The sequence below is a fragment of the Arthrobacter sp. Y3223151 genome (assembly GCF_059091125.1).
In genome coordinates this window covers 74516-86621 of record NZ_JBNHGI010000013.1, presented here as the reverse complement: position 1 = coordinate 86621, position 12106 = coordinate 74516, and the positions used below count along the sequence as shown (strand labels likewise).

At 62.9% G+C, this 12106-nt stretch carries 12 protein-coding genes; 5 read left to right on the top strand and 7 right to left on the bottom strand.

The window, feature by feature from the left end:
* Positions 1–416 precede the first annotated feature (416 nt).
* The 6 genes from AC5RUP_RS15150 to AC5RUP_RS15125 form a co-directional block, all read right to left on the bottom strand.
* On the bottom strand, positions 417–1391 hold the full coding sequence (locus tag AC5RUP_RS15150; protein WP_494152989.1) for an NADPH:quinone oxidoreductase family protein: 975 nt from the start codon (positions 1389–1391) through the stop codon (positions 417–419).
* A gap of 26 nt (positions 1392–1417) precedes the next feature.
* The gene (locus AC5RUP_RS15145) at positions 1418–2611 is read right to left on the bottom strand and encodes a flavin reductase (RefSeq protein ID WP_494152990.1); all 1194 of its coding nucleotides are present in this window, start codon (positions 2609–2611) and stop codon (positions 1418–1420) included.
* 110 nt (positions 2612–2721) lie between these two features.
* Positions 2722–4260 carry a TRAP transporter large permease gene (locus AC5RUP_RS15140; RefSeq protein WP_494152991.1) on the bottom strand — a complete coding sequence of 513 codons (1539 nt, stop codon included), beginning with the start codon at positions 4258–4260 and terminating at the stop codon, positions 2722–2724.
* Positions 4260–4931 carry a TRAP transporter small permease subunit gene (locus AC5RUP_RS15135; RefSeq protein ID WP_494152992.1) on the bottom strand — a complete coding sequence of 224 codons (672 nt, stop codon included), beginning with the start codon at positions 4929–4931 and terminating at the stop codon, positions 4260–4262. Before AC5RUP_RS15135 ends, AC5RUP_RS15140 begins: the two co-directional genes overlap by 1 nt.
* Positions 4932–5058: 127 nt before the next feature.
* The gene (gene dctP, locus AC5RUP_RS15130; protein ID WP_494152993.1) at positions 5059–6309 is read right to left on the bottom strand and encodes a TRAP transporter substrate-binding protein DctP; all 1251 of its coding nucleotides are present in this window, start codon (positions 6307–6309) and stop codon (positions 5059–5061) included.
* A 314-nt stretch (positions 6310–6623) separates the two neighbouring features.
* Positions 6624–7388, bottom strand: a complete 765-nt coding sequence (locus tag AC5RUP_RS15125) for an SDR family NAD(P)-dependent oxidoreductase (RefSeq protein ID WP_494152994.1) — start codon at positions 7386–7388, stop codon at positions 6624–6626.
* Positions 7389–7610: 222 nt separating this feature from the next.
* Between AC5RUP_RS15125 and AC5RUP_RS15120 the strand changes: the two genes are divergently transcribed.
* The 5 genes from AC5RUP_RS15120 to AC5RUP_RS15100 all read left to right on the top strand — a co-directional run bounded on the left by AC5RUP_RS15120 (position 7611) and on the right by AC5RUP_RS15100 (position 11642).
* Positions 7611–8789: a thiolase family protein gene (locus tag AC5RUP_RS15120; RefSeq protein WP_494158713.1), complete on the top strand. Its 1179-nt coding sequence runs from the start codon at positions 7611–7613 to the stop codon at positions 8787–8789.
* Between the two features lie 98 nt (positions 8790–8887).
* Entirely contained in the window at positions 8888–9643 is a 756-nt protein-coding gene (locus AC5RUP_RS15115) for an SDR family NAD(P)-dependent oxidoreductase (RefSeq protein WP_494152996.1), read from the top strand.
* Positions 9644–9666: 23 nt separating this feature from the next.
* Positions 9667–10455 (top strand): crotonase/enoyl-CoA hydratase family protein, encoded by a 789-nt coding sequence (locus AC5RUP_RS15110; RefSeq protein ID WP_494152997.1) that lies wholly within the window; start codon positions 9667–9669, stop codon positions 10453–10455.
* Between the two features lie 180 nt (positions 10456–10635).
* A complete protein-coding gene (locus AC5RUP_RS15105) occupies positions 10636–10782 on the top strand; it encodes a hypothetical protein (RefSeq protein WP_494158712.1) in 147 nt (48 codons plus the stop codon).
* 452 nt (positions 10783–11234) lie between these two features.
* Complete coding sequence (locus AC5RUP_RS15100; RefSeq protein ID WP_494152999.1) at positions 11235–11642, top strand: ATP-binding protein; 408 nt, start codon at positions 11235–11237, stop codon at positions 11640–11642.
* Here the strand turns inward: AC5RUP_RS15100 and AC5RUP_RS15095 are convergent.
* Entirely contained in the window at positions 11540–12094 is a 555-nt protein-coding gene (locus AC5RUP_RS15095) for a nuclear transport factor 2 family protein (protein WP_494153000.1), read from the bottom strand. The two genes, AC5RUP_RS15100 and AC5RUP_RS15095, sit on opposite strands and share 103 nt — an antisense overlap.
* Between the last annotated feature and the right edge of the window lie 12 nt (positions 12095–12106).

Here is a 12106-nt window from a genome sequence, read left to right as displayed (position 1 = left end):
TGCGATCCCCGTAAGTGTCGGGGACCTCCTTCACCAGCACGATGATCTTCACTGACATCTCCTCTCGCCGCCTTCTTCGCGACGGCTGTCGCAATGTATTAATGCGGAGCCGCAAGGCGTGATACTTCCATTCGTCCATTGCACGGGTCGGGTTCGGATGCCGTCTTGACATCGCCCCCGGTTCGAATCAAGCGTACTTTACCGAGCGCTCGCTCGGCTAGCCTCGATTAGTAAGGGTGGTGATGCTCGGAGAGTTGACCGCGCCGCGGATGTCGGGCAAGCACGCAATCGTGGCCGGAGCCAGCCGCGGAATTCGGCTGGCAATCACTCAGCGCATGGACGTGTAAAGGATGTTAGGGATGGGCACATATCGAACCAGCTCCCGGTGCTTGGCTCCGGACCTTTCGACATCATTGCTATCGTCCTCGAACCCGGATGACGACCTTGCCCATGGCTCGGCGCTCTTGCAGACTCGCGACCGCCGCCGAGGCGTCCTCGAATGCGAACACTTCTGTCACGATCGGATCGAGCTTTCGACCCTTGATATCAGGCAGCAGTCGCAGCCACTGTTCGAACGGCGATACTTTGCCAGCGCCCGAGAGACCCTCCCAGCCGACACCGATGACGGCGAGGTTCTTCAGAAGCAAGCGATTCACTTTCACGACGGGTATCTCTCCGCTGGTAAACCCGAGGACGAGGAGTCGACCGTCCGTCGCGAGGGACCTGAGCGAATCAGTGAATCTATCACCGCCGACAGGGTCCACCACCATGTCCACGCCCCGCCCGTCCGTCAACTTGCCCACAGCTTCGCGGAAGCCATCCGGGTGAATGACACAATCGGCACCTGCGCGCCGGGCGACCTCCTCTTTCGCTGCAGTCGAGACCGCCGCAATAACGAAGGCGCCTGCGAGTTTGGCGCGTTGGACGAGCGCGACCCCCAGACCTCCCGCCGCCCCGTGGATCAGCACAGACTCACCGGCACGCAGACCGCCCCTGTGACCGAGCGCGAAGTCCGCTGTCAGCACGTTCATGGGCATGCCGGCGGCGATTGTGAAGTCCATGCCCAGAGGAAGCGGCAGGACCTGGCGCACATCCGCGACCGCATACTCTGCGAACGCGCCGGTTGGGCCGATCGCAGCGACGCGATCACCGGTTTCGAACCCGGATGAGGCATCCGTTTCGATGACGACACCTGCGAACTCACAGCCGATTGTGAAGGGCAGGGGCACGCGCAACTGATACTCGCCGCGGGTCTGCAGGACGTCTGGGAAGGTGACCCCGGCGGCGTGCACATCGATTAATACTTGGTTGGCTGCCCGCTTCGGAGTGGGCACCTCCTCAACGGTCAGCGTGTGTGGGCCGCACTGGTTGGCAATGCGCACGGCGCGCATAGTTTGAGGGACTGACATAGCCAGGTTCAGGTCGTCCTCGGGGGGCGCGGGAAGTCGGCGGGCAGTTCACCGCCGATCAGCGCCGTGCACCGCCAAGACGCCTCGAGGAGCCGTTGGGTGTACCGACGAGCCGTCTCGCGAGACATCTCCGCTCGCAGCCCGTAGAGACCCATTTGCACAACCTGTCCATTTGACAAGAAGATCGGGACAGTAATAGACCGAATGTCGTAGCCGTCGCCGGGCTCATCGAGCGTGGGCTGGTCCAGCATCGTCTTTCGGACGCTGGTCAACGCATCCAGGAAAGCCGGATCGGAGATCCCACTAGTGCGACTTTCGATCGCAGCCTCCATAGCGGCGTAAGGCACGCCCCCACGACCGATCACGTACCCACGCCGGCGGACCAGCGTCAGAACGTCGAGCCACTCGCCATATCCGTCATCCTTATCATTGCCCAGCGGTTCCGCCCAGCGTCCCACGTCGGCGGGATCGCCCCAAGCGGCTAGCGTCGTGCCGTTGGGTGCCACGTACGGAAGCCGGCGGCCGACGCGAGTGGGGAATCCATCGTCCGGGGTCGCTTTCGATCCCGAACTCGCCAGCACGATGAATTCACCTCCAGTCTGGGCTGCAAGAATGCATTCCGCTCCACAGTCGGCGGCGATGCTCTCGAGTTCCGACCGGACGGCGTCGACAACGGGAAGGAATCCCGCAAGGGTCGCCTCGGACGCGGCGAGAGACGCGTGAAGGAACCGGCCGTAGCCGCCACGAAAGAACAGGAGCGGCAGGTCACGCGAAGCAGTCTCCAGTGCAGTCACGCGACCAACAACGAGATAGTGGTCCCCGATTGCCTGCACGTCGTCGAGGTCGCAGTCGATCCACGCGACAGCCCCCTTGAGGACGGGAGCGCCGCCCGGCGAGGCGTGCCAGTCGACCCCGTCGAACTTGTCAGGCGCCTTCGATGCGAACACACGGCATAGCGCCTCCTGATCAGCCCCGAGAACGTTGATGCAAAATCGACCTTGAGCCTCGATCTTGGGCCACGAGGTCGAGCCCTTGCTGGGATAGAAAGCCACGAGCGGCGGTTCAAGGGAGACGGAGGCGAATGACCCGATCGTCAGAGCTACTGGCGACTCGCCCGGGATCGCGGCGGTCACCACGACCACGCCCGTAGGGTACTGACCGAGAACCTCGCGGAACCGTTCGGGGGCAATCGCATGAGTCATTTTCTGAATCCAATCTGTAGCTAAGTGATCCCGATGTCCAATGTTCGTCGCGGCTTGGATGTCACGCCCACCGCGCCCCTGGCGGTCAGGCTGCCGCCCCGGAGAGACGACTACTTTGCCAGGGAAGCTTTTGGCAACCAGAGCGCGAGATCCGGCCATACGATGAGTCCGACGAGCATGACGATGCACGCCGCGATAAATGGCATGACGCCCTTGAAGACATCGGTGATCTTCAGATTCAGGCCCATCCCCTTCGTACTGGACTGAGAGATAGCCAGAACGACGAAATTCAGCAAGCCGAGCGGCGGTGCGACCATGTCGATTTCGGCGAGGATGATGAGGAATACGCCGAACCATATCAGGTCGACATCGAGCTCCATGAGCGGCCCCATGAACACGGGTATGGTCAAGAGCATCATGGCTAGGGTGTCGAGGAAGAACCCGAGAATGAGGTAGATCGGGATCAACATCAGCAAGAAGGTGAGTTTGGTGAGACCCAAATCGACAACCAGGTCAGCGACCCACTGCGCGAGGCCGCTCAGCGCCATTACGCGCGTCAGAATGTAGACTCCGACGAGCATCAGCATGACGGCGGCAACTGCCGAGACCGTCTCCATGAGTGTGGTGGAGAAGTAGGTGCCCACCGTCTTTCGGGTGGATACCGTGGTATTGCCTTGTCTCAGGCTCTTTCGCGATCTCGCAATTACTAGTCCGACGCCAAGAATGAGCGTCACAAGGGCACCGTAGGCGCCGGCCTCCGTGGCAGTGAAGACACCGGTATAGATGCCTCCCGTCACCACGAGGACGATGATGAGCATCGGCAGGAGGTGAATCAGCGAGCCGAAGCGTTCCTTCCACGCGTATCTCTGCGACCGCGGCGCCGATTTCGGACTAAACCACCCCCAGAGGACGATCACGATCGCGAAAAGGACCGCGAGCCCTACTCCGGGCACGATTCCCGCGATGAGCTGAGGTCCGATGGGAGTCTCCGCAATTCCGGCATAGATCACCAGCAGAATGCTCGGCGGAATGACCTGGCCGAGCGTACCGGCCATACTTGTCGCACCCATGGCGAGCGCCGGCTTGTAGCCGGAGCGGATCATCTCCGGGATGGACACCCGACCGATGGCGTACGTGATGCCGATGGTGCTGCCGCTCGTCGCCGCCATCCCCGCGCCTGCGAAATTGGTCGCGATCGCGAGGCCGCCCGGAAGCCGGCCCAGCCATTTGCGAGCGGCGTCGTACGCTCCGCCCATGAGTCCGCTTTTCCCCATTGCCACCCCCATGAGCACGAACATCGGGATGACGCTCAGCGACCAGGATGCGAACGATGTGAAGACGACCTCCTCCAACGTTCCCATTACGGCTTTCGGCCCTACTAGCACGTAGAGTCCGAGTGCCCCCGCCGCCGACATCGCGATGCCGATCGGAATTTTGAGGAGCATCAGCGCCATCATCAGCAGGATGATTTGCAACCCGACCATCAGCTTGCTCGACGGGATAACCAACAGGCTTATCGTCAACAGGATGGCCACGACCGACGTCACCACCACAGCGATCGTGGATCGGTGCGCTCTCAGGGACTTTTTCGACGCTGGCGCGTGCATCTTCGCGGGCGGCCCGGGCTCGTCATGCAACATCGCGCTCATCAAGATCCCTCCCGCCGTGCGGCGGTCCATGCGTCTTCATCGGCGGACTCCCGCGCCGACGAAGAAGGCTCCAATTCATCGAAAACGGTCGCCTCTGCCGCGATCAATGCGGAGGCTTCTTCCTCATCATCAGAAGGCCTGAAGTCCGCATCCGCCAACACCCGCACGACCTGTGCGAGCGACTGGAGGAGCAGGCCTGCCATACCGACCACGATCGCCCACCGGGACGGCCAGATCGCCAGCCAAGGCGTCCCGATAGCCCTTTCCGGGGGATCCATCGCCGCGGCGGCTCCCGCAGCACCGAACCAGGCGAACAAGGCAGCCATGCCGAGGACAGATGTTATGCCGACGACCTCAATTGCTCGCTGCACACGAGGTCCGGTTGGAGCCGTCAAGAGACTTACTCTGACGTGCTCTTCCCGCAACAGTGCGTACCCGAGGCCAAGCGACACCAAAGTCGGCATCCACACATACTGTGTGAAGTCGAGCGTTCCGGCCAGTGGGCTGCGGTAAAGAAATCGCCCGACGACGTCGGCGGCTATATTGAGCATCAGCGCTACGGTTGCCGCTCCGCCGACAACCGCCAAGAGGATGCTGAATCTGTCGATCCACTTAAGCCACGACTCGATCCCTCTCGCCTCGGCAGCTCCTCGAGCACCTGATTCCGTCATGGGTCGACCTCCTTGCTGGCGATCTAAAGCTTCCGATTACGGGTAGATCTCCAGGTTTAATTTGTTGCCCTTGGAGCGCAGTCGGGCGGAGCGCTCCGAGGGTTGCCCGCTCGGCGACCTGGCACGGCTATTCGCCCTCCATCACGGCGAGAAGCGCGTCCCAGTCAATGGCATCGTAGATTCCGGCATATGCATCTCGAAGCGCTTCCCCGCCAGTCGGATTGCCCGCAGCTGGCTCCACGACGCCGTTGTCCACAAGAAGTCCCGCCCACTTCGCGCGTGTTTCTTGCAGACTCCCCACCAGTTTCTGGGGATCGGTGACCGCGGGGGGCGCGTCGGCGAACATCGAGTCGTACTGTTCCGTGTGCAGCTTGTCCATCACGCGGTGAATCTTGGCCGCTTCGGCAAACTCCACTCCATCAGATTCAGCCGTCTGACCGAACTCAGCGTGTGACCGCATCCGGCCCTCAGTCTCTGAAATCGCTGCAAGCGTCGATGCATGCTTGAATACGCGCTTCAGATCGTCGGAGAACGAGTTCCAAAGATCCAGGTTGATTACCCAGCCCACTCCGGAGGTGGGCACCCACCCATTGACGGGAACATAGTGTTTCGCCACTTCCGTAAGCCCAAACGGCTTGAAGGTGCTGCTTCCGCCGTTGGAATATGCGCAGTCAATGACTCCCCGCTGCAGCCCCTCGTACACATCGGCGAACGGCAGACTGGCCGGCACCATCCCGAGGGCTTCCACCTCGGCGGTGGCCTGCTCACTGCTCACGCGGACGACGCGACCCTGGAGGTCGGCCGGGTCATTGACCGGGTCGACACAGATCATGTCGGCCGCCGCACCGCCGATCATCCACAGGGGGTAGACGTCGAGTGCTTCGTATTCTGCGAGCATCGCGGTATCGTTCTCCACGAAGTCGCGTATGGCGATCGCAGCCGCGAGTTCTTCGATGGGGAACGGCTCCCGATCCTGCGTCATAGCCGAATGGAGCCAGGTGTTGACGGGGAGGTCGGTGTCCCAAAGTATCGGGGACATGTATGAGATGTCTGCAATTCCGTCCCCGACGCCCGTGATGGTCTCGGGAGCGGTAAGGAGGGATCCCGAATAGAACGTCTCGAAGGTCACCTTTCCGCCGGTTGCCTCAGTGACGTAGTCCGTGAACGCCTCCGTCGGTTCTGCAAAATATCCAGATGCGGGGCTGGTGTGATTGAACGTGAGTTCCATCGGCTCCAGATCGGCGAAGGCGTTGTCGCCGACATCACCATGTGCGCTGGGCTGCGACTGCGAGCCGGAGCAGCCCGACGCGAGGACTGCGATGACAGCCAGGCTGCCCGCGATAGCGGCGCACCTCTTCGTCGCTTTTATCTGCGTCATTGCAATCCTTCCTGGACGGTGAGCCAAGGGGCCCGGAGTGGGTTCATCTGTGAACCGGGGATGCATGCGAGCCTAGCATGCTCGTTTAGCGATCGCTACCTAGAGAAAAGGTGGCTGTTCTCGCGTCTCCCTCCTGCGACTCCAAGGAGCCCAGGCGATTGGTTGCATCGCCCCGACTGCCGCGCACTCACCAGTTCGAACTGTCCACAGCGGGGCTCGGCTGGTCAATCCAGCGAGCCGGCGACGGCGTGAGCGAGGCGACGCTGCGGCGTTTGCCGCCGGTTAACCAGCGCGCGGCTTATGGAGAGGGGTGGTCAGACAACGGAATACCCGCCGTCGACGACGAGGGTGCCTCCCGTCATGTAAGAGGACGCCTCCGTTGCCAGGAAGATCAGAGCGGAGTCGATCTCTTCCTGGCGGCCGAAACGGCCGAGAATGCTGTGCTGCTCGACCATCTGCGAGAGTGGCGCGATCGCTCCGCCGGTCATTTCTGTTTCGAAATAGCCGGGGCACAGGGCGTTGACGCGGATGCCCCTTCGCTTGGACCATTGGTTTGCAAGGTCTCGGGTCAGACCGAGAACGCCGGCCTTGCTGGCAGAGTAAGCCGCTTGCGGGAACTGCGAGGCTGTCACGCTATGCAGGCTGGCGATGTTGACGATGGTCGCACCGGGTCTCATCGCGTCCACGGCTGCCTGGGCCATCCAATAGGTTCCCATGAGATTAACGTCCACAACGGTCCGGAAGTGCTCCGGCGACTCCTTATGGCTGGGCACCGACCCGCCCAGACCGGCGTTATTGATCAGGATGTCCAGTGCTCCGAAACGATCGACAGCGGCATCGACCGCGCCCCGGCACTGGTCCGGCTCCGTTACGTCCGCGACAACGGGGTGGGCCGTGATCCCGTCTGAGGCCAAGTCTTCACACAGTTCGTCGAGCCGCGGTCCTCTGCGGGCGACGACGACGACGGATGCCCCGACCGAGCCAAGAGCGCGGGCGAACCCAAGCCCGAGGCCAGAACTGGCACCGGTCACAATTGCTACCTTGCCGTCGGCGCGAAAGCGGTTGAGGTACTGACTCATACTGGCCTCTCGGTCGATCGATTCGCGGAGAGCATCTGTGCCGGTCCGCGTCCGCATCCTTGTTGCTTGCTCTCGTTCTGGGAAGCGCCCCAGGGTGAGATCTACGCGGGGTGCAGGAAGTGCCAAGGATGCTAGCATAGCTTACTAGCGATCGATCGATAAGATATCCACTTGGGCCGAAACCGTTCGCCGAAGAGGCCCCATCGACTTCAGGAGAATGAATTGACTCGAGCAGTTATCGTCGATGCCGTCCGTACCGCATCCGGGCGCGGGAAGTCTGGCGGGGCGTTGAGCGGGGTCCATCCCGCTGAACTGCTCGCCCAGACCTTGCAGCAGTTGCTGTCCCGGTCCGAACTCGACCCTGCACTGGTGGAGGATGTGCTGGCAGGATGCGTCGTCCAAGTCGGAGATCAGGCACTCAATATCGCTCGTACTGCTGCTCTGACGGCCGGTCTGCCCGAACACGTCCCGGGCACGACCATCGATCGTCAGTGCGGGTCAAGCCAGCAGGCGGTGCACTTCGCGGCCCAGGGGGTCATGGCGGGCACCTATGACATCGTCATCGCCTGCGGCGTGGAGTCGATGAGCCGGGTGCCGATGGGGTCGAACGCCGTCGGCGGTGATCCCTTGGCTCCCCTGTCCGGGCGTTATCCCGAAGGAATGCCCCACCAGGGGATCGTGGCCGAGCTCATCCCGGTCCGTTGGGGAGCGGACCGGGTCACACTCGACACGTTTGCGGCGGAATCGCACCGCCGTGCTGCTGAGGCTGCTGCGGCCGGAGCGTTCAAGGGCGAGATCGTGCCCGTCGCGCTGCCGGGCGGCGGTGAGCATGTGAACGACGAGACAATCCGGGCCGACACAACGGTGCAGAAGCTCTCCGAGCTTCGGTCGGCGTTTAGCGACGAGCGGTTCGCCGCACGGTTCCCCGAGATCGACTGGCGGCTCACCGCGGGCAACTCATCACCGTTCACGGACGGTGCCTCCGCCGTCTTGATCATGAGCGAAAAGCGGGCCGCCGAACTGGGCCTCACGCCGCGCGCGCGTATTCACACCCTTGCGGTCACCGGATCGGATCCGACCATCATGCTCAGCGGCGTCATTCCCGCCACACGTCGTGCGCTCGAGCGATCGGGACTGGGCATTGGCGATATTGACACCTTCGAGGTCAATGAGGCCTTCGCATCCGTACCACTGGCATGGGCCCGGGAATTCAGCGTGGACCTGGCGAAGGTCAATCCCCGCGGCGGAGCGATCGCTCTTGGCCACCCGCTTGGCGCCTCGGGTACCAGACTGCTCACCACCATGCTCAACCAGTTGGAGTCATCCGGCGGGCGCTTCGGGTTGCAGACCATGTGCGAGGGCGGCGGAATGGCGAACGCCACCATCATCGAACGCGTCTGACAAAGACCGCATGGGACCCAAAAGACGGTCGCGACAAGCGCGACGGCACAGGACGCGGTGCCCCTTTGCGGACCGCCGCGAAGTGAAAGGAGCATGACATGGACGTAAAGGAACGCACAGCGCTGGTCACGGGAGGTGCGTCGGGACTTGGACTTGCCACGGCACTGCGCCTCGCCGCCGACGGCATGCGAGTGGTCGCGCTCGATCTCGAACCTGCGGTGCAACGCGCAGCAGAGCACCAGCCACAGATCGAGTTTGTGGTTGCGGACGTCTGTGACTCCGACGCGGTCCAGCGTGCCGTCGCGGTGGCCAACCGGGACGCCGATCTGGCGGTCGTGGTCAACTGCGCAGGGATCGGCGACCCCGGCCGGGTCGTGAGCAGGAGCGGACCCCTGGCGCTCGAGCGGTTCGAGCGTGTGATCAGGATCAATCTCTTCGGTACGTTCAACGTGATCCGGTTGGCCGCGCACGCGATGAGCGGCAACGAGCTCAAGGGCGAGGAGCGCGGCATCATCATCAACACCGCCTCGGTCGCTGCATTCGACGGCCAGGTCGGCCAGGCCGCCTACTCGGCGTCCAAGGCCGCGATCGCGGGCATGACGCTCCCGATCGCCCGCGAGCTTGCGGATGCGGCAATCCGCACGGTAACCATCGCGCCAGGCCTTTTCGAGACACCCCTGCTGGGCCAACTGCCACAGACTGTGCGAGACGAACTCGGCGCCTCGGTGCCGTTCCCGCCGCGGCTCGGCCTCCCGGACGAGTACGCTGACCTGGTAAACGCGATCATCCGCAACCCCATGCTAAACGGTGAGGTCATACGGCTCGACGGGGCCATACGGATGGCGGCGCGATGAGTGCGCAACTGGCAAGGACCGACGTGAGCACGGACCCGGCGGCCACCTACGAGGTCTCGGACGGCGTCGCACTCGTAACTCTCCGGCGGCCACACGCCCGCAACGCCGTCAACGCCCGCCTGTCGCTCGCGGTCGGCGAAGCTCTCGAGGAGGCCGAAGCAGATCCTGCCGTGCGCGCAGTCGTCGTCACGGGAGAGGGACCGGCCTTCTGCGCCGGGGCCGACCTCAAGGGCATCGCCGCCGGTCAGCCCCTGACCGCCCCCGGACACCCCGAATGGGGATTCGCCGGGCTCGTGCAGCACCCGGTCTCGATGCCCCTGATCGCCGCCGTCAACGGGCACGCGATGGGCGGCGGCGCCGAAATCGTCCTGGCATGCGACCTCGCGGTAATGTCCGAGGACGCATTGATCGGCCTGCCCGAGGTGACAAGAGGACTCTACGCCGCAGCGGGCGGAACAATCCGACTCCCCCGCCAGGTACCGCTCAAAGTCGCACTTCATGTTGCATGCACCGGCCAACCCCTGACCGCACGCGAAGCAGTTCAGTGGGGCCTGGTCAACGAAGTCGCACCGCCTGCCAAAGTGCTGCCCGCAGCCCTCGAACTCGCCGGCCGCATCGCGGCCAACGCACCACTTGCGGTGGCAGTGACGAAAGCAATGATGCACGCAGCGGCAGGGGCCGACTCCCACGATGACCGAGCCCTGTGGAAACGCCAAGACGAAGAGATGGCACGATTGCTGGCCTCCACCGACGCCCGCGAAGGCGCCACCGCCTTCGCCGAGAAACGCCAACCGACGTGGGTCGGACACTGACCACGCCCACAGACGCCGGCCCCACCGAGTCCGCCCCCAAACCTCGGGACGAATACCGGACCCCGACGAACGAACACGCAGAGCAAAAGCACAACGGTACCACCTGCCCTGGGAGCCTGACGACGCTGCGCAATGCGATGGTTCCCGCCGCGGAAGATCCCGCTCGAGGACGGAACGGCAATGCTGCTACCGGCGCTGGTCATCACGACCGCACACTCGAAGTACATCACGGGCCGGATGATCCCCACGCCCAAGACGGCGGATCTGCTGCTCGGGCCGTGGCAGCTGATCCAACAACCCGCCCGGGTCCCGCGCCAGCCGATCTGACAACGTGGCCCGGCATTGGCCGCGGCAAACGTCACGCGGATGCCGTCCCCTTGTTCATGGGACTCTCGCAACGATGCTGGTGCTTGCGACGGGCGGGCCGTCGCCGACGACCAGGCCGCTCCTCGGACGACGCTCTAACGACCTTCGATCCTTCGCATGCTCAGGCTGCGCGAAACGTTCAAGAACCCATCGACGCCACCGACTGAAACCGACGTGCTGCTGCGCGAGACATAGCCGATTACGACACCGCGTTCGGTTTCGAGTTCAGCACCGGGGAGGTGGCTGTTATGACCACTCCGGAGGTCAGCAAGCAGATCGATTACTGGGCGCGGGTGCTGAAAGCATCACGGGTTCGTGACGCCGCGGCCGGCTCGCGGTCCAGGCCCGCGATAGTGGCTGGTCGCATGAAGAGTATTTAACAGCGGTGTCGGTACGGGAAGTCAACGCCCGAGATGCCTCCGGCGCCCAGCTGCGGATTGAAGTTGAGTTCCCGACCCGGAAACGATCGAGCACTTCAGACGTACACCACTTCCACATCGCCGCGTGATGTGTTCGGCGACCAAGGCGTCGCAGTCGCGGTGATCGACCGCATCGTTCACCACTCGGACGTCATCCCTCTCAAAGGCTCGTCCTACCTGCTCAGGAACACGGGAATCGACACACTACCTTCGACCCGAGCGGAGAGGAGAACTCAGCAGAATGAAACATCGACGCCACAACGTTGTATCCAAGGACCTGATGCCTCTCCGCACGCTTACTACTCACTGTCGTACGAAGCATCGTGCGGCGCTATTGCTCCGCGGTTGATCCCGGCGGGGATCTTGAAGAACTCCCATGCAGGCTCGTACCGACTCGAATAGCTCCAGTCATATATGGTCAGGCGGCGAAGAACCTTCCATTCGCCGTCGCGCTTCTCAAATAGATCTTCGTAGCGACCCGCGTTGAAACCGACTGTGTCATGGTCGACGATGCCAAGATTATCATTCGGCCCAGCGCCGTAAACTCCCGCGAAGATGAAGTAAGTCTCTACCTGGGCACGGTCGCCGTCCCGCGACAAAATGCGTGGGGTGCCGATGAGGTGGTGACGCGCCCGACTCTTGTCACTGCGTGCGTTGAGAGCACGCTCGAAAAACCCGGCCGCATCGCCGTCATACATACCGTGGTTATCGACACCTTCAGGCCAGAAGATGGTGCTCATCAGGTCGGCATCGGCTCGATCGACAGCTCGACCGTAGCGGAGCATCACCTCTTGGATCGCTTGTACGTCCAACAGCTTGCGCAGTTCAAGGAGTTCCGTGTCAGAAAGGCTCATGATCACATCATA